The 25,673-nt window shown below is 48.9% G+C and carries 21 protein-coding genes and 1 other annotated feature; of the genes, 15 read left to right on the top strand and 6 right to left on the bottom strand.

Annotation, left to right across the window (positions count from 1 at the left end; genetic code table 11):
- Positions 1 to 65 precede the first annotated feature (65 nt).
- Entirely contained in the window at positions 66 to 1,349 is a 1,284-nt protein-coding gene (locus tag GRF59_RS16280; RefSeq protein ID WP_160498760.1) for an MFS transporter, read from the top strand.
- 88 nt (positions 1,350 to 1,437) lie between these two features.
- On the opposite strand, the gene GRF59_RS16275 is transcribed toward GRF59_RS16280, so the two are convergent.
- Positions 1,438 to 2,061: a DUF1054 domain-containing protein gene (locus GRF59_RS16275; protein ID WP_160498759.1), complete on the bottom strand. Its 624-nt coding sequence runs from the start codon at positions 2,059 to 2,061 to the stop codon at positions 1,438 to 1,440.
- Between the two features lie 340 nt (positions 2,062 to 2,401).
- On the opposite strand from GRF59_RS16275, the gene GRF59_RS16270 reads away from it, so the two are divergent.
- Together GRF59_RS16270 and gndA are read left to right on the top strand one after the other, a co-directional pair.
- A complete protein-coding gene (locus GRF59_RS16270; protein ID WP_160498758.1) occupies positions 2,402 to 2,998 on the top strand; it encodes a hypothetical protein in 597 nt (198 codons plus the stop codon).
- Positions 2,999 to 3,170: 172 nt separating this feature from the next.
- The gene (gene gndA, locus GRF59_RS16265; RefSeq protein ID WP_160498757.1) at positions 3,171 to 4,583 is read left to right on the top strand and encodes an NADP-dependent phosphogluconate dehydrogenase; all 1,413 of its coding nucleotides are present in this window, start codon (positions 3,171 to 3,173) and stop codon (positions 4,581 to 4,583) included.
- Between the two features lie 13 nt (positions 4,584 to 4,596).
- Here gndA and GRF59_RS16260 read toward each other — a convergent pair whose 3' ends face one another.
- On the bottom strand, positions 4,597 to 4,914 hold the full coding sequence (locus GRF59_RS16260) for a hypothetical protein (protein WP_160498756.1): 318 nt from the start codon (positions 4,912 to 4,914) through the stop codon (positions 4,597 to 4,599).
- A 173-nt stretch (positions 4,915 to 5,087) separates the two neighbouring features.
- On the opposite strand from GRF59_RS16260, the gene GRF59_RS16255 reads away from it, so the two are divergent.
- Positions 5,088 to 5,603 (top strand): shikimate kinase, encoded by a 516-nt coding sequence (locus GRF59_RS16255; protein ID WP_237391857.1) that lies wholly within the window; start codon positions 5,088 to 5,090, stop codon positions 5,601 to 5,603.
- Between the two features lie 90 nt (positions 5,604 to 5,693).
- Here the strand turns inward: GRF59_RS16255 and GRF59_RS16250 are convergent, their stop codons facing one another.
- A complete protein-coding gene (locus tag GRF59_RS16250; protein ID WP_160498754.1) occupies positions 5,694 to 5,999 on the bottom strand; it encodes a rhodanese-like domain-containing protein in 306 nt (101 codons plus the stop codon).
- Between the two features lie 129 nt (positions 6,000 to 6,128).
- On the opposite strand from GRF59_RS16250, the gene aroA reads away from it, so the two are divergent.
- The 8 genes from aroA (at position 6,129) to GRF59_RS16210 (ending at position 14,828) form a co-directional block, all read left to right on the top strand.
- Entirely contained in the window at positions 6,129 to 7,421 is a 1,293-nt protein-coding gene (aroA, locus tag GRF59_RS16245) for a 3-phosphoshikimate 1-carboxyvinyltransferase (protein WP_160498753.1), read from the top strand.
- A 47-nt stretch (positions 7,422 to 7,468) separates the two neighbouring features.
- The gene (locus GRF59_RS16240) at positions 7,469 to 7,915 is read left to right on the top strand and encodes a CoA-binding protein (protein WP_160498752.1); all 447 of its coding nucleotides are present in this window, start codon (positions 7,469 to 7,471) and stop codon (positions 7,913 to 7,915) included.
- Between the two features lie 213 nt (positions 7,916 to 8,128).
- The gene (locus GRF59_RS16235) at positions 8,129 to 10,015 is read left to right on the top strand and encodes a glucose PTS transporter subunit IIA (protein WP_160498751.1); all 1,887 of its coding nucleotides are present in this window, start codon (positions 8,129 to 8,131) and stop codon (positions 10,013 to 10,015) included.
- Positions 10,012 to 11,784 carry a phosphoenolpyruvate--protein phosphotransferase gene (gene ptsP / locus GRF59_RS16230; RefSeq protein ID WP_160498750.1) on the top strand — a complete coding sequence of 591 codons (1,773 nt, stop codon included), beginning with the start codon at positions 10,012 to 10,014 and terminating at the stop codon, positions 11,782 to 11,784. Before GRF59_RS16235 ends, ptsP begins: the two co-directional genes overlap by 4 nt.
- A gap of 218 nt (positions 11,785 to 12,002) precedes the next feature.
- Complete coding sequence (locus GRF59_RS16225) at positions 12,003 to 12,452, top strand: hypothetical protein (protein ID WP_237391856.1); 450 nt, start codon at positions 12,003 to 12,005, stop codon at positions 12,450 to 12,452.
- 101 nt (positions 12,453 to 12,553) lie between these two features.
- Complete coding sequence (gene ytxJ / locus GRF59_RS16220) at positions 12,554 to 12,898, top strand: bacillithiol system redox-active protein YtxJ (protein WP_160498748.1); 345 nt, start codon at positions 12,554 to 12,556, stop codon at positions 12,896 to 12,898.
- 93 nt (positions 12,899 to 12,991) lie between these two features.
- Positions 12,992 to 14,002: a catabolite control protein A gene (gene ccpA / locus GRF59_RS16215; protein WP_160498747.1), complete on the top strand. Its 1,011-nt coding sequence runs from the start codon at positions 12,992 to 12,994 to the stop codon at positions 14,000 to 14,002.
- Positions 14,003 to 14,129: 127 nt separating this feature from the next.
- Entirely contained in the window at positions 14,130 to 14,828 is a 699-nt protein-coding gene (locus GRF59_RS16210) for a 5'-methylthioadenosine/adenosylhomocysteine nucleosidase (RefSeq protein WP_160498746.1), read from the top strand.
- 133 nt (positions 14,829 to 14,961) lie between these two features.
- Here the strand turns inward: GRF59_RS16210 and GRF59_RS16205 are convergent, their stop codons facing one another.
- Entirely contained in the window at positions 14,962 to 15,594 is a 633-nt protein-coding gene (locus tag GRF59_RS16205) for a GNAT family N-acetyltransferase (protein WP_160498745.1), read from the bottom strand.
- 364 nt (positions 15,595 to 15,958) lie between these two features.
- Between GRF59_RS16205 and acsA the strand changes: the two genes are divergently transcribed.
- Complete coding sequence (gene acsA, locus GRF59_RS16200) at positions 15,959 to 17,683, top strand: acetate--CoA ligase (RefSeq protein ID WP_160498744.1); 1,725 nt, start codon at positions 15,959 to 15,961, stop codon at positions 17,681 to 17,683.
- A 244-nt stretch (positions 17,684 to 17,927) separates the two neighbouring features.
- On the opposite strand, the gene GRF59_RS16195 is transcribed toward acsA, so the two are convergent.
- Together GRF59_RS16195 and rpsD are read right to left on the bottom strand one after the other, a co-directional pair.
- Positions 17,928 to 21,047 carry a penicillin-binding protein 1A gene (locus GRF59_RS16195; protein ID WP_160498743.1) on the bottom strand — a complete coding sequence of 1,040 codons (3,120 nt, stop codon included), beginning with the start codon at positions 21,045 to 21,047 and terminating at the stop codon, positions 17,928 to 17,930.
- A 139-nt stretch (positions 21,048 to 21,186) separates the two neighbouring features.
- Positions 21,187 to 21,444, top strand: a binding site (T-box leader).
- An 85-nt stretch (positions 21,445 to 21,529) separates the two neighbouring features.
- Positions 21,530 to 22,129, bottom strand: a complete 600-nt coding sequence (gene rpsD / locus GRF59_RS16190) for a 30S ribosomal protein S4 (RefSeq protein ID WP_160498742.1) — start codon at positions 22,127 to 22,129, stop codon at positions 21,530 to 21,532.
- Positions 22,130 to 22,635: 506 nt separating this feature from the next.
- Here rpsD and GRF59_RS16185 point away from each other — a divergent pair.
- Entirely contained in the window at positions 22,636 to 24,624 is a 1,989-nt protein-coding gene (locus tag GRF59_RS16185) for a sensor domain-containing diguanylate cyclase (protein WP_160498741.1), read from the top strand.
- A gap of 146 nt (positions 24,625 to 24,770) precedes the next feature.
- The gene (locus GRF59_RS16180) at positions 24,771 to 25,598 is read left to right on the top strand and encodes a hypothetical protein (protein WP_160498740.1); all 828 of its coding nucleotides are present in this window, start codon (positions 24,771 to 24,773) and stop codon (positions 25,596 to 25,598) included.
- Positions 25,599 to 25,673 lie beyond the last annotated feature (75 nt).

Genomic DNA, 25,673 nt, shown 5'->3' with positions numbered 1-25,673 from the left:
ACATTATAAATAGGCGTCATTCCCCCAAAAAGCATTGTCATTACAAGTAAAGGATGTGAAAAGAGATGCCGCAGGCAACAGGAGCAGCCGCTGCAAGACGGCTCAGATCCCCCTTTTTTATAGGATTGCTCATTATTCTATTTCTCGTTGAATTCATGAAGGGCTCGCTGCTTGTAGCGGTGCTGCCGGTATATATGAAGAATTCGCTCGGTTTGTCGGCGCATACGATCGGCATCGCCTTTTCACTGCAGTACATAGGAGACAACCTCTTCCGGAGTCCCTTCGGCTGGATCGGAGAGAGACTGGGTTACCGGAAGACGATGGCTGGCGCATTGCTGATGACGGTTATTGCCGTATGTATTATCGCGTTTTCCTCCGGTGCCTTCTGGCTGGCCGTTGCCTGTTTTATCCTCGGTCTGGGCACTTCTCCGCTATGGCCGACCGCGATGACGGGTACGACGGAAATTTCCGGTCCGAACAACAGCAACGGCCAAGCGATGGGGACACTGGAGATGGCTTCGCTGGCAGGTACGGGATCCGGGCCGATCGTCATGAACTTTTTAATGGATCGGACGGATAAAAATTATCATACGGCGTTTTTGATTTTAATTGGTGTCGGGGTGATTTTGGTGCTGGTGGCGCTGATGCTGCCTTCCAAAGTCAGAATACCGCTTCAATCGGCTGCCGTATCCGCAGCAGGGGCCGGAAAGGGCTTCTTTGCTGTCATGGGTTACAAGCTAGGTCATTTATGGGGAAGCGTGAAGAAAACGCTGCATGAGGTAAGGCATACGCTGAAGGTAAGCTGGATGGTATATCCCGCGCTGTTTTTGCAGTCCTTTGTCATCGGGCTCCTGAGTCCGGTCATTACGCTTTACGTGCAAAATGAACTCCATATTTCGCCTAATATGTACAGTCTGCTGCTCGTTGCGGGCGGAGGGATTACCGTACTGGCGCTGATCCCTTGCGGGAAGCTGATTGACAAGTTCGGGACCAGACCATTTCTGAATGCCGGATTTTTACTTGCCGCAATCTCGTTAAGCATTTTTTCGATGGTCCATTCCCTGGTCCTGGTGTTTGTGTTCGTGTGTATCGTCGGCGTGAGCTATGCGATGATTTTACCGGGATGGAATACCTTTGTGTCCCAGTTGGTACCGGAAGGCGAGCGCGGGGCGGTGTGGGGCTTTTTTCTTACCCTCCAAGGTTCCGGGATGGTTGTCGGCCCGATCGTGTCCGGCCAGCTGTGGGACCGTCTCGGGCACTCGTCTCCGTTTCTCGCGAGCGCCATCGTCATGGCATTGTTGTTTGTCATCCACTTTATTCTTTCGCGCAGAATGAAGCCGGCGGTTTGAGAAGCCTCGATCCCTTAGTGAACCAAAAAAGCTGTACCCGCAGTGCCGGTGTAGAACCGGCCGGGTACAGCTTTTTCACATTTTAATATTAAAATGCCATTTTATACAGTGGAAGCAGCTTTTCGAACGTAGACTGGATGAGGGAGACAAGCTCAGGTCCATTTTCCAGTACGGCCTCGCCTCGTGGAATGCGCAGCCCGCACAAGACTTCGGATTTTTTCACTTTCTCCAGCTTTTCGGCCATTTGGGTAAAATCCTTGGCGCTCATATCCGCATGCGGCGTAAAGCCTGGATCCATATGATCCATGGACCAATAGAAATCTTCCGGCAGAGTCTTCTTCACCTTGCTGCGGTTTTTCTCCAAATGCTTGGCGAAGACGGCCTTGTTAGAGCTCTCGTAAATGACAGCAAAAATGACAAACAGGTGGGATTCGAACATTCCGACCTGGAAATGCGGCAGTGCCTTATATCCTCTTTTGCTCGCTGCCCAGGCAACCCACGTATCGTTTGGGGGATTGATGGTACGGCGTGCATGCTTGGCTACGTGGGGAAACATTTCTTCGCCGCAAAGCGCGGAGAGAAACGGGGCGATTTCGCCTCCCAGCGTTTCGAGCTTCGGTCTCACGTTAGCTATCAAAGCCTCCATGCGGGGCTCAAGTCCGGGTACGGTAAATACATCGAAATCCTGTGAATGAAAACCTTCAAATGACATGCTGCGGGGCCTCCTCTGTTCAATTACGGTGCGCAAAGTTTGTCCTATTATAGCATATCCTCTCTGCCTGTTTGGCTCAGGGGGGGGAAGGGTAAAAATAGTCAATAAACCAAGTTACCGTTACATAAGATAAAGTATAAAATAGAACAAAGCTGTTAATCAATTTTAATCAGGGCTTTTGCAAATTTCGAACTCATAAGCTCCCGGGCAATTATATAGACGAATGAAGCCGTTTAGGGTCTATATATTTCTTCATGGAACTCGCTCTCATGATTTTTGCAAAATCCTCTAATCGCAGGTTTATTCGCAAAAGCGGTCCATAACTGAAGGAGGGAGTGCCGTGAACAAGAGCTATGAAGTGGAATACTGCAATTTGGAGCTTCGGTTTAACCGGCGGCATATTCAGGACCTGATTAAGGATTTGATTCAGGAGGGATATTCCCTGTACTGGAGCGAGAACGAATCACTATTTATCGTTTCCGTCAGAACGGGGCGCAAACTCGTCAAGCTGCGGTTTAATCGGACCAAAAACGGTTATAAGATGGTTGGAGATTATATTATTCGGGATGCCAAACTGGCAGAGTGGATGGAAAGGCTGATCGAGGATACACGTGGTCATGCGATCGTGAAGCGGTTTAAGGACCGTCAGATTCTGGTGGAAAGCATTTTATTCGGCGAAGTCATCCGTTTGGTTGAAATATCCGGATATCAGCAAAGGGTGCTGTATCAAAAGGGGCCGTTTATGACGGAGCAGGAGATTTCCAAGTTGTATTTTTCGACAGAAGGAGAAATGCGCTTGCTGCTGCTGCGGCTTGAGGTTGATGATGAGCTTGAACGGCTGCATGAAGCGCTCCAAAGCGGAGATCACGAGAAGGCGGAGCTTTGCCGGCAGAAACTCACCGATCTATCCAAACAGCTCCTCATGCTTGAATGGTAAAGTCTCATTTGTATTACACTATACAGAAGTGATGGAAGCACCTCAGCCATAGGCGGGGTGTTTTGTCACGAGATCGATTCAGGACTGAGGGGTTCACTTTCACGCGTAAACACGCTAAAATAGGTGTATTCTTTTTTTTATCAAAATAAAGAGGTAAAGGATGGAGGACCATATGTCGAAGCAACAAATCGGTGTCATCGGCCTTGCGGTCATGGGCAAAAACTTGGCTCTCAATATTGAAAGCAGAGGCTTTACTGTTTCCGTGTTCAACCGTTCATCGGAGAAAACAGAAGCCCTTCTCGAAGAAGCGAAAGGCAAGAAACTGACAGGTACTTTCTCCATTGAAGAATTTGTCGAGTCGCTTGAAAAGCCGCGCAGAATTTTGATCATGGTACAAGCCGGCAAAGCAACAGATGCTACGATTGAACAATTGATTCCGCACCTGGATCAAGGTGATATCATTATCGACGGAGGTAATGCTTACTTCCCGGATACGCAGCGCCGCAGCAAAATGCTTGAGGAAAAAGGATTCCGCTTTATCGGTGCGGGGGTTTCCGGCGGTGAAGAAGGAGCTCTCAAGGGGCCTTCCATCATGCCAGGCGGACCTAAAAGCGCTTATGAGCTGGTTGAACCTATTTTGACTTCGATTTCCGCTAAAATTAATGGTGAACCATGCTGTACATATATTGGCCCTGATGGTGCCGGACACTACGTTAAAATGGTGCATAACGGCATCGAGTACGGCGACATGCAACTGATCGGCGAGGCTTACCACCTGCTGAAGGACGTGCTGAACCTCGGCGCGGACGAATTGCATGAGATTTTCACAGACTGGAACAAAGGTGAACTCGACAGCTATCTGATCGAAATTACTGCCGACATCTTCGCGCAAAAAGATGAAGATACCGGCAAACCGATGGTAGACGTTATTCTGGATGCAGCCGGACAAAAGGGAACAGGAAAATGGACAAGCCAAAGCTCTCTCGATCTTGGCGTGCCCCTGTCCATGATTACGGAATCCGTATTCTCCCGCTTCCTGTCCGCCATGAAGGAAGAGCGCGTAGAAGCGAGCAAAATCCTGAGTGGTCCGCAGGCGGAAGCGTTCCAAGGTGATAAAGCCGAATTCATCGAGAACGTTCGTAAAGCGCTGTTTGCCAGCAAAATCGTATCTTATGCTCAAGGCTTCGCTCAACTGCGCGTGGCTTCCGATGAGTACGGCTGGGATTTGAAGTACGGCGATCTCGCTAAAATCTGGCGCGGCGGCTGCATTATCCGCTCCCGCTTCCTGCAAAACATCACGGACGCTTACGAGAAAGATCCAGGCCTCAAAAACCTGCTGCTTGATCCGTTCTTCAAAGATATCATCGAAAATTACCAAGGAGCATGGCGCGCCACAGTTTCCGCAGCGGTTGGCCGCGGTATTCCAGTACCGGGCTTCTCCAGTGCACTCGCTTACTTCGACAGCTATCGCACAGAAAGACTTCCTGCGAATCTGCTTCAGGCTCAGCGTGACTACTTCGGTGCGCACACGTTCAAACGCGTGGACAAGGAAGGCGTCTTCCACCACAACTGGATTCAGGAATAAGAGGCATTCGCGGTTAAGGTGTATCTTCTGTCTTTTCCAACGGAATGAGGCCGTACATGGCCTCCTGGAGACAGCTGCGAATCCGTTCATCCTGGGTATGGCCGGTCGTGGTCCGGCTTAGCAGCAGCAAAGCCGCCTCGCCGAAAAATTGAAAATTCTGAAGTATCCGTGGCTTAGAGAGCTCCAGCAGCGCTGGTTCTCCCTGAGCCACTTTTTGTTGAACATAATGTAGGACCCACAGCATATCTTCCCGGCACAGAATGTGCCGCGGGTCGGCAATCTGTTTAATCCTGGCGGCGGTTTCCGGCGAATGGGAACGGGATTCTGACATGACGGATATATTCCACTCCTAACGTACTCCTGATTTTTTATAGATGTATATGATAGACTTGCAGGAAATAGACTTCTTCATCTTGAGAGAGTTTGCGAGATTGTCGAAAGTTTTTGGGCTGTGTTATGATATGAAAAAGCTTGAGAATGACAGGAAACAAAAGGGGTGCAGCATTGAATCAGACGAAAGAAAATATCATATTGATCGGCATGATGGGAACCGGGAAATCGACGGTCGGTGAAATTTTGGCCGCGCAGCTAGGCTATGCTCTTGTCGATCTGGATGCCGTTGTTGTAGCCACAGCGGGAATGACAATTCCGGAGATGTTTGAGCTGCATGGCGAAGTTTATTTCAGGGAGGCGGAAACGGCGGCTCTGCGCAGTGTGTTAACATCCGGCGACCGGCAAATCATAGCAACGGGCGGAGGAGCGGTACTGAAGCCTTTAAACTGCGAACTGATGGTTGATGGAGGATATGTCGTTGCATTGACCGCGGAGGCGGAGGCGATTATCGACCGGGTGAAGGGCGACAGCAACCGGCCACTGTTGGCAGGGAATGCAGAGGAACGGATTCGCGCCATACTTGAAGAGCGGAAGCATGCTTATGAATTTGCCCACTGCACGGTGAATACAAGCAGCTTAAATGCAGAAGAAGTCGCGCAGCAAATTTTAACGCATTACCGCGTCTAAGCTTTTGTGGTATGATATATGCATCGATAAGAGGGGAATTATCCGGACAAAAAAAGGCAAGCCATCAAATGGCCTGCCTGTAGATGCAGCTTATGCTTCTTCGTCATTCCATTGAAGCATGCCGCCAGTCATATTGGTGCATTCGACGCCGTGCTGCTGCAGGAATTGGCAGGCTCTCATGCTGCGGCCGCCGCTGCGGCAGATCATGATAACCTCGCCTTCCTTCGGAATCTCATCCAAACGGTCGGGAATTTGTCCGAGGGGAATATGTTTGGCGCCGCTGATCATGCCTTGCGCGACTTCATCGTCTTCGCGTACATCGATCATCTGCAGGGATTCTCCGGCCAGAAGGCGGCGTCTAAGCTCGGATGGTTCTATTTCATGAATGGGTGTCATTTTTGGATAACCTCTTTTCAGATGTTTAATATGCAATTATGTATATGATAACCAAGCTCTAAATGGGCTGTCAAATCAAGGGCGTGCCTGTAAGGGCATGAATATATTAGAGAAGGAGATAAGGGGCATATGGATTTGATTGTAAAACCGACTCCACAATTAAAAGGGGAGATTGGGGCGCTCTCATCTAAAAATTATACGACGCGTTACCTGTTGGTGGCCGCGCTTGCGGAAGGAACCAGTACAGTTTACTTCCCGGCTCACAGCGAAGACAGTGACGCCATGCGCCGCTGCATCCAAGATCTGGGGGCAGTACTCGTAGAGGATGAAGAGAAAGCGGTCATTACCGGCTTTGGACGCCATCCGCGGGATGTTAAAGAACTGAATGTAGGCAATGCCGGAGCCGTATTGCGTTTTTTGATGGGTATAGCCTCGCTTTGTCCTGATGTTACGTTTGTAAATACATACCCCGATTCCCTGGGCAAACGTCCGCATGATGATCTGATCACGGCGCTGGGGCAAATGGGTGTTCAGGTGGAGCATAACAATGGCCGGCTGCCGATCCGAATCCAGGGCGGCGAGCCGAAGGGTGGTCAGATCAAGGTATCCGGTTCCGTGAGCTCCCAGTATCTGAGTGCTTTGTTGTTCTTAACTCCTCTGCTGCAGGAGGACAGTGAGATCGAAGTGCTGGGCGACCTGAAATCCAAGGTTGTCGTCGGACAGACGCTTGAGGTGCTCGAGCAGGCGGGGATCGTGATTCATGCAAGCGACGACTATATGCATTTCCGCGTTCCAGGCAATCAGGCCTACCAGGCGAAGTCATATACCGTGCAGGGCGATTATCCGGGTTCTGCCGCTGTGCTTGCCGCTGCCGCGGTAACGCAGTCGGATGTTTTGGTTAAACGTCTTCCTGTGGAAAGCAAGCAAGGGGAGCGGGCAGTCGTGGATGTCCTGCGCATGATGGAGACACCGCTGACGCACGAGAATGATGAGGTGCACGTTCAAGGCAACGGGAAGCTGAAGGCAGTTGAATTTGACGGCGATGCTGCAACGGATGCCGTGCTGGCCATGGTTGCTGCCGCTGTATTCGCGGAAGGGACCTCACGTTTTTATAATGTGGAGAACCTGCGCTATAAGGAGTGCGACCGCATTACCGACTATCTGGCAGAGCTTCGCAAAGCCGGAGCCAATGTGGAGGAACGTCAGGCAGAGATTATCGTTCACGGCCGTCCGGAAGGCGTTGAGGGCGGTGTCGAAATCAATGCCCACTATGATCACCGCGTCATTATGGCACTAACGGTCGTTGGCCTTCGCGCCAAGCAGCCGCTGAGAATTAAGGACGCGCATCATGTGGCAAAATCGTATCCTCAGTTTTTTGATCACATGCAGGCGCTTGGGGCACAAGTGGAATGGGTAAAATAGTAGGGTAGCGTTATTCGATATGCATATTTTGAAAGGCGGGATGAAGTATGTCTTTTGAAAATCCGACTCGAGATGAAATCAAGAAAATTCTGGTGGGTGCAGGCAATATTGCCGTTGTAGGCCTTTCCGACAAAACGGACCGGACTTCATTCATGGTTGCGCAGGCTATGCAGAGCCGCGGTTATCGAATTATTCCGGTGAATCCGGCTGCGGCTGGCAAGCAAATTCTTGGTGAAACTTGTTATGCTTCGCTCAAGGATATTCCCGAACCGGTAGATATCGTCAACGTTTTTCGCAGAAGCGAATACTGTGCGGACGTAGCCCGGGAAGCTGCTGATATCAAAGCCAATGTGCTTTGGCTGCAGCTTGGCATCGTGAACGATGAAGCGGCGGCGATCGCGGAGCAAAGCGGCATGAGAGCCATCATGGACCGCTGCATCAAAGTCGAAGAGGCCGTAACGCAGCCTAACCGATCAGGAAAAGGTCAAAATTGATTTCATACCCCGAACATCCCCGGTTTGAGAATAGACCGGGGATGTTTTTTAGAATATGGGATGCTTCATGGAGATTGGACATGCTGTGGTTTTTCTTTTTGACAAAATCTTGATGAAAGCTTACCATTTTAATTATGTGCGGATTTTGCAGGAATCGGCGAGCGTGAATTTTGCAAAATTTGATGTGCTTTTTAGAAAGGAGCGTGCCTTTCCTTGAATTGGCTCGGATCTCTGCAGCAGCTCGGAAGAGCGGTAATACTGCCTACGATGGTTCTTCCATCGGCCGCCATACTGCTGAGCGTAGGCAGTCTTCCCTGGGCCGCATGGGGCCTTCCTCACGTCGCTGAGGTGTGCACATGGGCAGGACAGGGCATCTTCTATTTCCTCCCGTATTTGTTTGCTGTCGGCGTAGCCTGGGGACTGGCCAATCAGGCCGGACCGGCTGGTCTTGCTGCGCTTGCAGGCATGTTTATATATGACCAGATTACCAGGCACATGGGCAGCGGGAATATACAGCCAACGACGTTGATAGGGATTATATTCGGGATCCTCTCCGGTGTGGCTTATAACCGTTTCAAGCATATTAAGCTGCCCGAGGTGGTACAATTTTTTGGCGGCTCAAGGTTTGTTCTGCTGTTCATGGGACTTTTTTCGGCGGGCTTCTCCTGGTTATTGCTATTTATCACCCCTTATTTGCAGAAAGGCCTGGATGAACTGACGCTGATGATGAGCCATTTGGGCGGCTTCGGGCTGTTTCTGTACGGTATTCTGTACCGAATACTGACTGCATTTGGTCTTCATCACCTTTTGAATAACATTTTCTGGTTTCAGGTGGGGTCGTATCAGACGCCTACCGGCAACATCGTCCAAGGGGACCTGCCACGCTTTTTTGCGGGGGACCCGACTGCCGGGAACTTTATGGCCGGGCTGTTTCCGATTATGATGTTCGCTCTGCCGGCTATCGCGCTTGCCATCATTCAGGAAGCGCGCGAGGATTTGAAGCCGAAGATTAAGAAGACTTTTTTAACGGCGGCGCTCGTATGCTTTTTAACAGGGGTGTCCGAGCAGATCGAATTTGCCTTTCTGTTCGCAGCGCCGTATCTGTTCATATTGCATTCGGTGCTTTCAGGGGCAGCCATGTGGCTGACTTACGAGCTGGATATCCATCACGGCTTCTCCTATTCGGCTGGAGCTATTGATTTCTTTTTGAATTTGCATTTGTCCCATCACGCATGGCTGCTGATACCGATAGGAATCGGTTACGGCTTTGTATATTACTTTTTATTCAGATGGGCTATCCGCAGGTTCCAGATTCCAACACCTGGACGGGAAGAAGGTTCAACACTTGAAGATTGGGCTGGAGGCATTCCGTATCAGGCGCCGCTCATTCTTGAAGCCCTGGGCGGAAAAGAAAACATCGTTCAGGTAGAATCCTGCATCACCAGGCTCAGGCTGACCGTCAAGAACGACAGGCTTGTAGACGGCAACGCGCTAAAACTGCTCGGCTCGGCTGGCCTTATCAAGCTTGGAGGCGGTAACGTTCAAGTGGTGTTCGGAACATACTCGGAACTGATCCGCGAAGAAGTAAACAAACTGATGCAGCGGGATCTGCCGCAAGTATTATTCAGCGCTCCCGTTCAGGGCAGAATGCTTCCGATCGAAGAAGTTCCGGATCAGATATTTGCCGCCAAATTGGTTGGCGACGGTGTAGCCTTTATGCCGGACCGTGGAGAGCTGGTCTCACCCGTCTTTGGAACGGTCATGCATATATATCCGACCATGCACGCGATTGGCATTACAACGCCGGAAGGGCTTGAAGTGCTGCTCCATATCGGTATTGATACCTCACAACTTAAGGGAGGGCATTTTTCAGCGGTCGTGCAGGAAGGAGATCAGGTAGAAGCGGGACAACTTCTCGTGAAATTTGATCTGGCTTATATCCGGGAACATGCCACGTCCATTGCGACGCCAATGGTTATAACCAATCCGGATCGCGTCAAGTCCTGGAGCTTTGCTCCTTTTAAAGCGGTTAAGAAGGGGCAGACATCAGTCATGTCCGTGGTACTACACGACAGAAATGTTGGAGGTTTGGAATCATGATACAAGGCATCGGAGCATCTGCCGGCATCGCAATTGGAAAAGCATTCGTTCTGCCAAACTGGGAATGGGATCTGCCTGAGACCGGTATAGACGCAGTCGACCTGGCCAATGAATTTGAACGGCTGTATGAAGGGATACGTACCTCCAAAAACGAAATCGAATATATCAAAAATGAATTCCGGGATATGGTCGGAGAAGAGGAATCGAGTATTTTCGATGCTCATCTGGCCATTCTTGACGACCCTGTATTTATGAATGAAATCCAGGGGGTCATTGAACGACAGTACAAGGCTGCCGAAGTGGCAGTTAAGGAAGCGATCGATCACTTTGTGACCATGTTTGACCTGCTGGATGATGAATATATGAAAGAACGTGCCATAGATATCAAGGACGTTGGCAACCGTCTGCTGAAGCATTTGCTTGGCGCGCCAGAAATTACGCTTCCATCGGATACGCAGCCTTATGTGCTTGTTGTGAAGGAGCTGTCTCCGTCACAGTTGGCGCATCTGAATCCTTCCCATGTTCTGGGCGTGGTTACCATGCTTGGTGGCAAGACATCGCATTCCTCGATCATGGCCCGTGCGCTGGGCATTCCGCTTGTGGCCGGCCTTGAAGGTAAACTGGCCGCACCCATTCAGACAGGCGATCTCATCGTCTTGGATGGTGAATCCGGACACATGTTCGTCAATCCGGACAAGCGGATTGTCGAACAGTTTGAATGCACTCGGACCGAGCAGCGGCTTAAGAAGGAACAGCTGGAGCTGCTGTCAACCGTGGAGTCCGTAACCAAGGACGGTACGCACATGCGCCTATCTGCCAATATAAGCTCGGTGAAGGAGCTGGATATGGCGGTGAAGTACGGTGCCCTGGGAGTGGGGCTGTTCCGAACGGAGTTTCTTTACATGGACCGAAGCACCTTCCCAAGTGAAGATGAACAGTTTGAGGTATACAGACAGGTCGTTCAGAAAATGGGAGGGCGTTCAACGGTCATCCGTACACTGGACATCGGCGGCGACAAGCAGCTGGATTATTTTCCGCTTCCACAGGAAGACAATCCGTTCCTCGGGTTTCGCGCGATCCGGATCAGCCTGGAACGGCAAGAGCTTTTCCAGACCCAGCTAACGGCTATTTTACGGGCGAGCGCTTACGGCAAGACCAAAATTATGTACCCGATGATTTCTTCGGTGGAAGAAGTCAGACAAGCGAATCAAATTCTTCGGAGGGCCATGGCGGACTTGGATGCCCGGGGCATCCCTTATGATGCCGACATACCGGTCGGAGTCATGATAGAGATCCCGGCGGCCGTCGTGATCGCGGACTTGCTGGCAGAAGAGAGCGATTTCTTCAGCATTGGCACGAATGATCTGGTGCAATATGTGCTTGCCGTCGATCGAATGAATGAGCAGATTGCCCATATGTACCATCCTTATCATCCCGCTATTTTGCGCATGCTCCGTACGATTGTGGAAGCCGCACGCCATGCGAAAATTCCGGTGAGCGTATGCGGAGAGATGGCCGGAGACGAACGCTCCATACCGCTGTGGCTAGGACTTGGTGTGCATGATTTGAGCATGTCGATCCAGTCGCTACTGCGCGTGAAGCACCGGATTCTGAATACAACAGCAGCAGAGGCCAAATCTGCAGCACAGCAGTGCTATAAGCTGGCAACCAGCACGGAAATCGAAAAACTGCTTACTGATTTCAATGAATCCGGCCGTTCCAATAAGCAAAATAACGAGGATGAGGATAAAGACAGTCACGTTTCGTGAATAAATAGAGCAATCAAGCCCGCAGCATGTGTATGCTGCGGGCTTTTTTTTATGATGTGATACTCAGTGGCGACCCGAAGCAAGAGATGGACATTTTGGTAAATAAAACAGCAGGCTTTCTGAGGAAGGATTCAGGGGAGGTGGAAGCGAATATCAATCAGCAAATGAAATATTGCGCTCATGAGTGCAAACAGATTGAAAGGATCCGAGGTGGTAACATGTCAATGAAATGTAACTGCGAGCAACACTTGAATCTTGAGCTTCGTACGGTCATGTATACACGGAGCGTGATGATTCGTCATGTCCCCGTGCTTGTCTGCGACCACTGTTTAACTTATGAACTCATTCCTTCCATGAGGCCCGATCTGAAAAAATGCGTGGATCTGCTCGGCCCGGATCCCTCGAACACGAGCTTTTCGCTTGCCGACTACCATGAGCTGGCTAATTTGATATATGAAGTGATGACAGAAGCGGATTATTCTGAAGATGGCTTGAAACGGAAATTGGAATACGAAATACAGGAACGAATCAATCTTCTTCTGGATTTATACAAAATGGCAGATCGCATGCATGATATTGCTTGGGTCGGGGAGTTGCGTAATCGGCTTTCGCAGCTGTCTGTAATTTTGCCGGAAATGAATGTATTTCAGCAGATGAATGAAAAATAAATTTGGTTTTCAGAATTATTTTCATAGTAAGTTGGATTTTTCACGAGCTTTTTGATACGATAGAGTAAGGATTTTAATCGAAAAAAGGGGATGTATATCAAATGGCGACGATGACCAAACTGACTACTAGCGAACAGCTGCAGACTGCATTGGAAGCCTCAAAAGATAAACCTCTGCTTCTTTTTAAACACAGCACACGCTGTCCGATCAGTGCCGGGGCCTATCAGCAGGTAATGTCATATTTACAAAACGAGCCAAACGAAGCCGTAGAATACGGTTTAATCCATGTGGTGGAGGATCGTCCCGTGTCGCTTGAAACGGCGGATATTCTCGGCATTCAACATGAATCCCCGCAGGTGATTCTGGTCAAAAATCAGGCGCCTGTCTGGCATACATCTCATTCCCATATTACTGCGGATGCACTGAAACAACATTTAGAAGGATAGTAAAGCGTTATCATTGCAGAATGCGACAATTTGTCGTATCATAATTTTAATGGGTTGACGAATGAAAATTTATTGGCAATGGAGAGAAGGAATTTGACGGTAACCATTTACGATGTGGCGCGTGAAGCAGGCGTATCGATGGCGACGGTATCGCGGGTTGTTAACAATAACCCCAACGTAAAGCCTCAGACCCGGAAAAAAGTATATGAAGCAATTGAACGTTTGGGATATCGTCCGAATGCGGTGGCAAGAGGTCTTGCCAGCAAAAAGACGACAACGGTCGGGGTAGTAATTCCCGATATCTCGAATTCTATTTTTGCAGAAATTGCCCGGGGTATCGAAGATATTGCCAACATGTACCACTATAATATTATTTTGTGTAACGCTGACAAGAAGAAGGAAAAGGAAATTCGCGTAATCAACACCCTGCTCGAGAAGCAGGTGGACGGGCTGCTCTTCATGGGAGGCACGGTTACGGAAGAACATATCCAGGCATTCCAGACGTCTGCAGTTCCGATCGTATTATGCGCAACCCGGGACGAGAACGGAACCTATCCATCCGTAGATATCGACCATGAGTCTGCTGCGTATGATGCGGTTAATACATTGATTCGCCATGGACACCGCGAGATTGCTATGATCAGCGGTACGCTTCAAGATCCTGCGAATGGCTATTCGCGTTTCCAAGGCTATAAGAAGGCATTGGAAAATGCGGGCATCGAATATCAGGAGGACCTCGTCCGCATTGGCAACTATCGCTATGAATCCGGCGTGGAAGCGATGAAATATTTCATTGGACTGAAGAAGAAGCCAACGGCTGTTTTCGCAGCAACCGATGAGATGGCTATCGGAGCCATTCACAGCATTCAGGATGAAGGATTGAAAGTGCCTGACGACTTCTCGGTTATCAGTGTCGATAATACCCGCATGGCGTCCATGGTCCGTCCGTTGCTCACAACGGTAGCTCAGCCGATGTACGATCTTGGCGCGGTAGCGATGCGTCTGTTGACCAAGCTGATGAAAAAAGAAAATGTGGACAACCCTCGGGTAATTTTGCCGCATGAAACCATTCTGCGTTTATCCGTTAGCCATGTGAACGAATAGTCTTAAAGGCGTTTATGCATTCGAGATGAAATGAAATTAAGATATGCTGAAAGAAAGCTCCTTACGGGAGCTTTTTTTCACATGTCGGCCTAAAGACCCAAATGAACTGAAAAAGGAGAATGAAATCATGCCTAGAACGATTGGAATTATCGGGGCAATGGACGAGGAAGTAGAACTGCTCCTAGCCGGAATGCAGAGCACGGAAACCGTAGACAAAGCAGGAATTCGATATTATAAAGGTACATATCATCAGCAAAATATTGTTGTATGCAAATCGGGTGTGGGGAAAGTAAATGCTGCGGTAACGACTCAAATCTTAATCGATACTTTCGATGTGTCCCAAGTGCTGTTCACAGGCGTAGCGGGTGCGGTCCATCCACAGCTGAATATCGGTGATATTGTCATCTCATCCGAATGTCTTCAGCACGATATGGACGTGACTGCACTGGGGTTTGAGCGGGGAGTCATACCGTATCAGGAAGTCTCGGCATTTCAGGCCGACCAGACGCTCGTGGGCCTTGCTGAGAAGGCCTGTGGCGAGCTGGGAGAGGTGAACTGCAGAGTCGGCCGTGTATTGTCCGGGGACCAGTTCATCGCCAGCGTAGAGCAGGTGAATTGGTTCTATGAGCATATGCAAGGAGCCTGCGTGGAGATGGAAGGGGCTTCCGTTGCGCAGGTATGCTATATGAACGGAGTACCTTTCGTTGTCATTCGCTCGATGTCGGATAAGGCTGACGGTTCCGCTCATGCGAACTTTGCCGAATTTACTGTCGCATCCTCGCGCCGTTCCCATGCCATTTTGGATTATATGCTCGAACATATGTAGGCTAGAGTCTGCTAACAATGCCTAAATAATAATACTAGAAGTACTAGAAGTACTAGAAGTACTAGAAGTACTAGAAGTACGAACAACTCCGGATTATTCTCCGGAGTTGTTTTTTATCTATATGGATAAGGGCTTAATACATAAAACGCTGCTGAAAACGAATTCGGTCAAATTGCTCCTTGGAGGAGATAGGGACATCCCGGCCAATTCTTACCATCAGGCAATTCGCCGGATGCGAACAGATTTCGGGATCGTCAGTCGCGTACCAGACCATATCGACAACTTTCATTAACCGCTCCATCATTTTCCGGTAATCCCACACGTTCAGTCCGCTGCTTTTCAAGTCCCAATGCCAGTAGTATTCCGTCGTGAACACGATATATTGTTCCATCTGACCATCCTCAAAGGCTGTCTTGATCATTTTCTGGCCCAGGCCAAGCGAGCGGTAATCATTGGCAACCTCGATCGCTCCCAGCTCCACCAGATCCTCCATATTGCCCTGCGACCAGCGTTCCTGCTCGTCCGGATAGTGGAAGGTCACGTATCCGACGATCATATTTTCCTCACGGGTTATGATGATTCGGCCTTCTTCCAATCCGGCGATCTCGAGGAGCGCTTTATGCTGCTCAGCCGGGCGGCGGAAAGCGTCGAGGTCGGGATGCATGATCAGTTCGGATAGCCTCCCTGGCGGCACGGGTCCTTCAACGACCAGGCAGCGCTCTTCAAGAGGTATGGTTTGTACATGGTACAGTTTAAGGTGTTCCATCTGGACGCTCCTTTCTGCTTCTAACCTACTTATAGCAAAAAAACAAATAAATGAAAAGCGATGGCAGGAACTTTCATCCTATGCTATAATGATTTCTGACATAAAATAGCCACATCTTTTGATCTTTTTAACCATCTGCCAGACCTGCTGTAACATGTGTTTTACGCTTACCTGAATAAGTAGTGCCATTCGTACCTTGAAAATGTAAGGGATTATACTTTGGCTACATTTATTCCAGCAATCATGAGAAACGTTGAGTTTTCCGGACTGAGTTCGTGTGTATGCTGCCATTCAGATGGTATGAAGTCATACAAGATTGTAAGCGTTGCCCTATGAAAGGGAGAAACAGAGGGAGGATGAAAGTATGGATCAAAATCAAAATGAAATCTTACCAAGCGTTGCCGAAACGTCCAACCTGGGCGATTATGAACAGGCCCGTGAGCAGTTTCAGTGGGAAGAGGTAGAGAAGCACTTCAGCTGGTACAAGACAGGCAAAGTCAATATGGCGTACGAAGCGATTGACCGCCATGTCGAAGAAGGCAGAGGAAGCAAGAACGCTCTGCTCTACAGCGATGCAGCCCGTGATGAGAGCTATACCTTCGCCGATTTGAAAGAACAGTCGGATAAATTTGGCAGCATTCTTCGCAATCTTGGCATCAGCAAAGGCGACCGGGTATTTATCTTTATGCCGCGCAGCCCTGAGCTCTACTTCTCTCTGATGGGCATTTTGAAAGTGGGTGCTGTGGTAGGTCCGCTGTTCGAGGCATTTATGGAAACGGCCGTCAAAGACCGTCTGGAAGACAGCGGCGCGGTTGCGCTCGTTACGACGAGTCAGCTTCTCGGACGCGTTAAACGCGACGAGCTGCCTGATTTGAAACACATCATCGTGATAGGCGACGATGTTCAAGAAGATGATCAAGTCATCGACTACAAAAAAGCAATGGCCGGAGCTTCCTCCGACTTGCAAATCGAGTGGCTGGATCGCAATGACGGATTAATTATGCATTATACTTCCGGATCTACGGGCAAACCGAAAGGCGTTTTCCACGTGCAGAACGCCATGGTCCAGCATTATTATACAGGCAAGATGGTGCTTGATCTCCGCGAGGATGATATTTACTGGTGTACGGCCGATCCAGGCTGGGTAACCGGCACGTCCTACGGGATCTTTGCGCCATGGCTGAACGGCGTGACCAATGTTATTCGCGGCGGCCGCTTCAGTCCGCAGGACTGGTACGGAACAATCGACAAATACAAGGTGACGGTATGGTACAGTGCCCCAACGGCATTCCGCATGTTGATGGGGGCTAGCTCGGATGTCATTTCTCAGTTTAACCTCAGCAGCCTGCGTCATGTTCTCTCTGTCGGGGAACCTCTAAACCCTGAAGTGGTACGTTGGGGCCAAAAGGTATATGGCCAGCGTATCCATGACACTTGGTGGATGACAGAAACAGGCGGACATCTGATCTGTAACTACCCATCCATGGCCATCAAGCCAGGCTCGATGGGACGTCCGATTCCGGGTGTGCAGGCGGCGATTCTTGATGACAACGGCAACGAAGTTCCGCCTTACACGATGGGGAATCTTGCCATTAAGACGCCATGGCCATCCATGATGAATCAAATCTGGAAGAATCCTTCCAAGTACCAGGAGTATTTCCGTATTCCGGGCTGGTACGTCTCCGGCGACTCGGCTTACATGGATGAAGAAGGCTACTTCTGGTTCCAGGGTCGCGTCGACGATGTTATTAACTCTTCCGGCGAGCGGATCGGACCGTTCGAGGTCGAGAGCAAACTGGTCGAGCATCCGGCAGTTGCAGAAGCTGGCGTTATTGGTAAACCGGATGCCACTCGGGGAGAGATCATTAAGGCGTTCATCGCGCTTCGTGAAGGTTATGAGGAGTCCGAAGAATTGAAGAACGAAATCTACAAATTCGTGAAGGAAGGGCTCTCGGCACACGCGGCGCCACGTGAAATTGAGTTCCGTGATAAGCTGCCGAAGACAAGATCCGGCAAGATTATGCGCCGGGTACTCAAAGCTTGGGAGCTGAATCTTCCAACAGGCGATCTTTCTACGATCGAAGATTAATATACTTGAAGTTATCTTACAAGGAAGCACCGGGATGATTTATTCCGGTGCTTCTTTTTTTAGATATTAGAGAAATATAAGTTTTATATGACTCTACGCAAGAAACACTTTAACTGAATGAAGTTAAGTTTGTATTCTATAGAAGTACGTCGATGCGGAGAAAGCCTGTTTTTCAGGGAGGATGTAAGCAAGAAAAGACCATCCTGCAGGGATAAGCAGGATGGTCTCCACAATCAATCGAGACTTATTTTTTCTCAAAGAATGAAGCTGCGGATGGCTGCGATTCGCCCAACGCATTGACAGCTGTGACCCTAAAGTAACCCTTGATTGCAGCTGTTGTGGTAAATTTGAAGCTGTTATCCCGGCCGGAGCCGATGACATTGTAAGGACCGCCGGGTTTTTCACTGTAGTATACCGTATATTCCGTAATCATTTCTTCCGCGCTTGCCGGATTCCACTGGAATACAATTCCATTATCCGCAGAGGCAATTTGCAGCCCTGTAGGTGAGGAAGGAACGGATGTAGTCCCTTGCCCCAGGTCTGGGACATCTGGAATATCCGGCACTTCAGTACCTGGATCTCCGATATCACCCGGACTGGAAGGATCATCGATATCACCTGGAATATCGATGATTCCGTTACCCAAACTGCTAACCGTCGCACTTGGTGCAGATTCTTTGCCAGCGACATCCACGGCTGTAACATAGAAGCTGGAGCTGGAATCTGCCGCATTCGTTAGAGCATAGGCTTCACCTGTAAGTACTACCTTTCCAGTATTTTGGAAGGAACCGCCGTTCTGGGAACGATACAGCCGATATCCGACGACGTCCGCCTGACCGGATGGATTGAAGCTAATGGTAGCCTGACTGCCGTTCAGAGCCATTCTGACGTTGCCAGGAGCCCCAGGAGCGCTTCCGTCATCAACCCGCGGATCGATCTGGGTTGGCATATCTTCGCCTGCATCGCGCGGAATATAGAAGGATAACGATTCGTGCCCCCCGCGCATTTTAGAGAAGGCGGCTTCCAGTTCTTTGATCAGATCCTGAATGGGCTTCTCCCGTTTGATGACTACCTTTTCTTTTAGCATATCGTCCGGCGTGCCATCCTTCGGAATATAGTTCACTCCATTAAAGGTGATATATTTGGCTTTGGCGATTCCATCGTCACTGTCTTTCGGAATATATTTAATATTAAAGAGATCCGTTACGAACTTATCCGTCAGTGATGTTGGAAGCTTACCGCTGTAACCGGAGACCGTTTTGGAAACGATGCCGTCAGGTTTCTCAAATTTCGGTGTCTTGAACAAATCGGGTTCTTTCTCTACAACTTCGTTCATGATTAATGTCCAAATGGACTGTGCACGTTTCTTGGCAGGTTTGGATGTCAGGGTGTTCACTGGCTCCTTGTAGCCAACCCATACGCCCAGCGTAACATCTGGCGAGAAGCCCATAAACCATACGTCTGCGTAGTTTTGGGTGGAACCGGTTTTGCCGACTATTGGCACCTTTTTGAAGTGCTTGTAATTATCCCGAACCGTGCTGCCTGTGCCGTCCGTAATGACCGTTCTCAGCATATCCGTCATCAGATAAGCCGTTTGCTTGGAAAATACTTGTTCGGGCTTCGTTTCATGTTGGTACACAATGTTGCCGTTAGAATCTGCGATCTTTTCGATCATGTATGCATCATTAAAACTTCCCTGATTGGCGATAGAGCTGTATGCATTCGTGAGATCTTCTACGGTCACCCCGTATTTCAGACCGCCTAGAACACCTGTCTGAGCTGAGAAATCCGCTTTCTGAATGGTATTAATGCCTAGCTTCTTCGCAAAGGCCCAAGCATTGTCTATACCGACCACATTATTAAACAGCTTGAGCGCAACGGTATTGACTGATTTGTTGAGCGCAGTCCGAGCAGTCATTAAACCGCTGTAGCCGGAGGTCGAGTTCTTGGGAATATGGAAACCCTTCGTTCCGTCTTTTAAAATAATCGGAGCGTCGTCGAGGACGCTTGCAGGCTGAATAGCACCGGATTCAATCGCAGGCAGATAGGCCGCAATCGGTTTCATTGTTGACCCGGGCTGCCGGACCATTTGCGTCGCATAGTTCATCTGCTCTTTGTTGAAATCCCGGCCTTCCAGCATACCGAGGATCGCACCTGTTTTATTATCGATCATCATGGCAGCCGTTTGCTCTGGACCTTTTGTCTTGCTGTCCGGACCGAAGTTATCTTTGTTTTCGCCAATCTTATGCATGGAGTTGTAGACACGCTTATCTATAGTGGTATATACACGATATCCGCCGGTCTTCAATTGCTGATTGGCTGCTTCAAGCAGGTCGCTGTTGTCTTCGTTTTGTGTTTTCGGATTCGCACCTGCTTCCTTCAGATTCAGTTGCATGAGAATCTCGGAAGCCTGGCGCTCCGTTTCCATCATCAGATAAGGATATGTAGCATAGGCCTTATCCATTCGCGGAGCCAGTGCTTTGCGGATATCGAAAGCCAGGGCTTCCTTATACTGCGCATCGGTAATTTTGTTTTCTTCCAGCATACGCCGCAATACGAGATGCTGGCGGTCCAGTGCGCGCTTGAAAGCATCCTGGTTGAACTCGCCATTGGAATTAAACGCGGAATATTTGGTTGGAAGCTGAGGCAGACCGGCGAGATAAGCAGATTCCGCAATATTGAGTTTGCTTAAATCGTTGACGTTAAAAATGCCTTTCGCAGCGGCTTTTATTCCATATAGGTTATATCCGCTAGATCCTTTACCAAAAGGAACCTTGTTTAGATAGGCAGTCAAAATTTCCTGCTTGGTCATGAACCGTTCGAGACGGAGTGAAAGCAGGATTTCTTTGATCTTCCGGTCATCCGTCTTGTCTAAACTTAGGAAGACCCGTCTGGCCAACTGCTGCGTTAATGTACTTCCGCCTGTTTGTACGGATTCTTTTAACAGCTTTTGCTTGACGGCACGCAAGGTGCCTTTCAAATCCACACCATTATGATTGAAAAAGTTGTTGTCTTCTATTGAAACAACTGCATCGATGACTGTCTTTGGAATTTGTTCGTATTCTACAGGACGTCTGTCTTCGTCCGTTCGGATCTGGCCGATAGGCGTTGTCTGATCACGAAAATACGCAAAGCTGGTAATGGAGTTTTCACTCATTTTCTGGTCTATCAGAGCTCTTGGGCGGACTGGATCATCCTTCACAATGGAAGTGACGTAACCCACGGCGGCACCGCCTGCAAACAGGGCTCCCATGAGACCAAAGACAAACAGCCATAGAAAAACAAGACCCGTTGTTCGGGCGTAGGATCGTTGACGCCTTGTGGCAGGCTGTTTATCAGGTTTTTTATTGTTATTTTCAACCATTCGCGTGCGTTCCTCCTTTTAACGGAACTATTATAGCATAATTTGCGGCTTTTGAATGCAGGGAACGAATGAGGGCTTTTTTTTGGGATATTTGACATATTTTAAGCACATATGTTATAAATCATGCTAAAAAATATCGATAAAGGCATTGAAAGACTTCAGTAGGTAGGAAATGAGTTTATCCAGAGAGCCAGTGGATGGTGTGAACCGGCAGCTGTTCCGGTCGAATTACACTCTTGAGCCGCCCGGAGGAACGCGATTTTCCCGTCAGTAGTCCGGCACCGGATGTATAGTCCGTTATAGGAATGAAGTGAAAGCAGCTCTCTGAAAGCTTAAGTGTGCTTAGGGGTTGGCTTTAATTAGGGTGGTAACGCGAGTGCTCCTTCTCGTCCCTTGGGATGAATAGGAGCTTTATTGCTATAACCTCCTTAGACAGCAAAAATCCCGAAGCCAAAAGCTCCGGGATTTGTTCAAAGCAACGATTAACGGTTGTAGAATTCGACGATTTGTTTTTCGTCGATGTCTTGGGAAAGCTCAGCGCGTTCAGGCAAACGAATGAATTTACCTTCCAGAGCTGCTTCATTGTACTCCAGGTAACCTGCAAGATGGCTGCGGTTTTCCAAAGCTTCTTTAATAGAAGAGAGACCGCGGCTTCTTTCACGAAGGCCGATAACGTCCCCAGTGTTTACCATGTAAGAAGCAACGTCAACCTTTTTGCCGTTTACAGTGATATGACCATGGGATACCAGCTGACGTGCACCTGCACGGGAGTTGGAGAAGCCAAGACGATACACGAGGTTGTCCAGACGGCTTTCCAGCAGGAACATGAAGTTCTCACCAGCGATACCTTGCATTTTTTGTGCTCTGTGGAAGAGGGTGCTGAACTGCTTTTCACCCAAACCGTACATATGACGCAGTTTTTGCTTTTCAGCAAGCTGCATACCGTAGTTGCTTACTTTTCTCCGTTGGTTAGGACCATGTTGTCCTGGAGGGAAAGGGCGTTTCAATTCTTTGCCAGTACCGCTCAGGGAGATGCCCAGACGGCGGCTCAATTTAAATTTAGGACCAGTGTAACGTGCCATGTTATAGTAGACTCCTTTATTTTCAAATAGATTGTGAAGTAGGGCTCTATTTGCGCCGGGTAAGTTGATTGTGCTAGCCTTATCGGCAATGGCACCTGATTGAAAAGTTCAGCCGCTGTTCGATCAGTAACAAACCACGTGAGGGTGACACAACGTTACGCCCAAATTTCAGACTGTCTAACAGTCTTGTTCAACAATAGATTTTATACGAAAGCGACGGGTCAAGTCAAGTCCTGAGAAATATCGAGAAACGTCTAATTTTGTCGATAGGGCTTTGGTCCCAAAAAAGTAGGACGAATCTCTGAAATATTGATGCAAAATTAGTTTGAAGAGAGTAGAATAGGGTTATCATAACAGCAATGAAATGAACCCTTTTGAACGTGCAAATGAGGAATCACATATATGAGACTAAAGTCTGCTCGCGGCTGCAATGATTTTTATATTTTATCCCGATCGAACGGTGCCGTGCAAGACACCTTTTAACACGGTGTAAAGGAGCGCCTGCTATGTCAGAACATCAACAGGATTTTACCAGACATCAAAGTCTATTTCAGACAAATATTGAAGTGGCGTCTCCTAGCGAGTCTTCTGATTTGTGGTTGAAGGAGATGGACATTTCCCAATATGATCTTCCATATGTCCGTGAGGTCCTTCAGCAGTCCTTTGAGGATTGGCGGAAGGAAACAGGCCCGCTGCCGCTTTCGAAGCATTCATTCTGGGCAATCATGGATCATGAAGGAGCCTACATCTCGGGAGAGGAAACGGTATTTTCACTGCTGAAAGGACCGCATGACGGGTTACTGCAGCATTGTTTGCTGTCCCATGAACTGGTGTATGACGTCATTGAACATGCGGATTTCCCGATGTATCAGGGACAGGTTCTTTGCTTGGTTCCGATTCTCTCGCGAAGCGGTCAATTAGTCATATCCGTGCTGGCATGTGTGCTGCCGAGGCAAATCTCCGACAGCTCTGGTCTGGATGCGGTTGAAGCAACGGCCCTGCATTATCATTCTTGCTTTTTCAGACGTTATGAATACATATTCGTATCCGATGTAATGAAGATTCAAAAGAATGCCGAGCGAGAGGCAAGCAGACGTTCTATGCTCTTTCAAATTATGCAGCGCATGCATGATCAGATTGATGTGGATACCGTTCTTACGGAAGTGCTGGATAGCATAGCCGTCTTATACCCTTCGATCCAGCTCAGCCTGCTTATGTCCCAGGATCATCAGCACAGCAATCCGAAAGTGAAGCCGCTCGTGTTTCATCCATGGGGTGAGGATATCTGTGTCAGGGCCTTTATGGACGGACGGCTCATAATCCAGGACTACAAGGAAGACGACGCAGAGGATATGGTGGAAATCAGCATTCCGCTTGGAGGAAAGCAGGGGATCTACGGTGTATTCCATTTGAAAATGACGCGTGATCTGAAGGAAGACCTGGATCTGCAGCTCATTACGATGGTGATCGATACGGCCGGGAATGCTTTTGAAAATGCCAAGCTCTATGAACAGTCCAATCTCCTGATTCATGAGCTTCGTCTTATTAATGAACTGACTCAGCGGCTGAATCAGAGTTTGCAGCTATCGGACATCTATCAGTTTGCTAACGAAGAACTGCTGAACATATTCAAAGCAGACTTTTGCTGCTTCCTTCAGTTTAATGAAGAGCGCAATGTTCTGGAGGTCGTGTCCTGCAACGTACCGTCTTTGTCCAAGGATATTTTCAACAAGGATTACGGTTTTGGCGGACTCGTGTTTGAGAAAAGAGAGCCGGTCATTCTATCCGATTACCACTTGAACACCAAGGTATCGTCAAAGTTGATGGAAGTCACTGGATCACAGTCACTCATCGCAACTCCGTTGACCGTTAACGGCAAGGTGATGGGGGCGATTCTGCTGACGCACCGCAGCCCGCATTTCTTCTCCTATGATAATTACCGGCTGCTGCAAACGCTCGCGAGCCATATTGGCTTGTCGGTAAGTAACGCGCTGCTTCATGCAGAACTTCGCCGTATGGCGAACCGTGATATGCTGACGGATATGTATGCCCGTCATTACCTGGATGAAGCGATTCAGGAATATCAATCGAATGACTTCTGCGGGTCTTTGATTGTGGTGGATATTGACCAGTTCAAGCAGGTGAATGACACCTATGGCCATCAAAAGGGCGATAAAATCCTGAAACAAGTAAGCGAGATTGTAAAAACCTCCATCAGGCTGGAGGATATTCCCGCACGTTGGGGCGGTGAGGAGCTTGCTGTTTATCTGCCGCAAATGGGCGTTCATCAGGCCATGAAGGTAGCCGAGGTTATACGGACAAGGGTGGCACAGGAAACGGATCCGGGTGTAACCGTATCCAGCGGGATTGCCGAATGGTGCGTTGTGGATGATAAAGTGAGCGTGGACAGCCTCTTTTACCGGGCAGATATGGCCTTATACCGGGCGAAGAACAGCGGCCGCAACCAGATTCAAATCGAAGACATGAACGAATAAAAGAGTGTCCTGTACTCGCGCGCAGGCGCTCTTTTTTTTGTGGAGAAATCAGAAAAATAGTTAAGGTATTCTTTCGGACAGCAATACATAATTGTGCAAATTGAAGGCAAGCCTAAGGCAAAATGTTTACTGAGAGGTATGCCGATATGAATATACGAAACCTAAGCTGCGGTTTAATCGCATTGTTATGGATGAGCATTGGTTTATCAGGCTGCGGTTTACTGCAAAATCAAAAAAATCCTGAAGCCTGGTTTAAACAAACACTGGCTGGACTGGCCGGGAAGGACACTTTTTCGTTCAATGGAGAAGCTGCAGTACGGACCCAGTCGCAAAAGGGATTCAAAGAGAGCATGGCTTACGAAGGAAGTCTGACCGAACATGACAAGTTGACGATCCGGAGCATGCTTCCTGCGGAAGCGTCCGAGGTGAAGACAACCAAGCCGATGAAAATCAAGGATATGCATGCTGCCGAAGCCGGCTTCCGCCGACAGGATGGCCATTGGGTGCATTTATTTAGTGAAGGGAATACTACGCTCAATTCTTCTCTGGCACGCTTCAACCCGCTGGCACAGCTGGATGCTATCAGTCGGCTCCCTAAGCAAATGAGAGAGGCCTCCGGAGGTGCGCGCGGGACTAAGGTGCTGCGTATTGAACTCGAGCCCGCAGCGGCCAGACAGTGGCTGTCTGAGCAGCTGCAAGGTGAGATGGACATGATCAGGCAAAAGACGATTGCAGAGAACAAGGGACGCTCACCGCAAGAAATGCGGCAGCTATCCGATGTGTGGAACAGAGGAGACACGCAGCTGAAGCAAATGCTGGATCATTCGGAGGTTGCAATGATTTACTACCTGACGATTGATAAAAAAACGGGTTTTCCTGTGAAGCTATCATCGGAAAGCGGCATCCGCTACATGAATCTGCACCAACAGGAGCAGCAGGAGACCCTAGTGAATGATGTTTCCTTTCATCCGTGAGATTTCTTTCTTTTCGGCTGACTGGAACGGGCAGAAAGTGCTACAATAGAAAACGACTAAATTAACCTTTGTTCA

The organism is Paenibacillus dendrobii (assembly GCF_009807035.1).
Taxonomy (GTDB): Bacteria; Bacillota; Bacilli; order Paenibacillales; family Paenibacillaceae; genus Paenibacillus_AQ; species Paenibacillus_AQ dendrobii.
The sequence above is the reverse complement of the archived record's forward strand: the minus strand, read 5'-3'. Positions and strand labels throughout refer to the sequence as shown.

Coding starts and splice junctions, on each gene's coding strand:
- aroA (WP_160498753.1), top strand. CDS start 6,129: ATGGATTTGATTGTAAAACCGACTCCACAATTAAAAGGGGAGATTGGG.
- GRF59_RS16240 (WP_160498752.1), top strand. CDS start 7,469: ATGTCTTTTGAAAATCCGACTCGAGATGAAATCAAGAAAATTCTGGTG.
- ptsP (WP_160498750.1), top strand. CDS start 10,012: ATGATACAAGGCATCGGAGCATCTGCCGGCATCGCAATTGGAAAAGCA.
- gndA (WP_160498757.1), top strand. CDS start 3,171: ATGTCGAAGCAACAAATCGGTGTCATCGGCCTTGCGGTCATGGGCAAA.
- GRF59_RS16205 (WP_160498745.1), bottom strand. CDS start 15,594: ATGGAACACCTTAAACTGTACCATGTACAAACCATACCTCTTGAAGAG.
- GRF59_RS16210 (WP_160498746.1), top strand. CDS start 14,130: ATGCCTAGAACGATTGGAATTATCGGGGCAATGGACGAGGAAGTAGAA.
- acsA (WP_160498744.1), top strand. CDS start 15,959: ATGGATCAAAATCAAAATGAAATCTTACCAAGCGTTGCCGAAACGTCC.
- GRF59_RS16275 (WP_160498759.1), bottom strand. CDS start 2,061: ATGTCATTTGAAGGTTTTCATTCACAGGATTTCGATGTATTTACCGTA.
- GRF59_RS16180 (WP_160498740.1), top strand. CDS start 24,771: ATGAATATACGAAACCTAAGCTGCGGTTTAATCGCATTGTTATGGATG.
- ytxJ (WP_160498748.1), top strand. CDS start 12,554: ATGGCGACGATGACCAAACTGACTACTAGCGAACAGCTGCAGACTGCA.
- GRF59_RS16185 (WP_160498741.1), top strand. CDS start 22,636: ATGTCAGAACATCAACAGGATTTTACCAGACATCAAAGTCTATTTCAG.
- rpsD (WP_160498742.1), bottom strand. CDS start 22,129: ATGGCACGTTACACTGGTCCTAAATTTAAATTGAGCCGCCGTCTGGGC.
- GRF59_RS16280 (WP_160498760.1), top strand. CDS start 66: ATGCCGCAGGCAACAGGAGCAGCCGCTGCAAGACGGCTCAGATCCCCC.
- GRF59_RS16195 (WP_160498743.1), bottom strand. CDS start 21,047: ATGGTTGAAAATAACAATAAAAAACCTGATAAACAGCCTGCCACAAGG.
- GRF59_RS16250 (WP_160498754.1), bottom strand. CDS start 5,999: ATGACACCCATTCATGAAATAGAACCATCCGAGCTTAGACGCCGCCTT.
- GRF59_RS16225 (WP_237391856.1), top strand. CDS start 12,003: ATGTCAATGAAATGTAACTGCGAGCAACACTTGAATCTTGAGCTTCGT.
- GRF59_RS16260 (WP_160498756.1), bottom strand. CDS start 4,914: ATGTCAGAATCCCGTTCCCATTCGCCGGAAACCGCCGCCAGGATTAAA.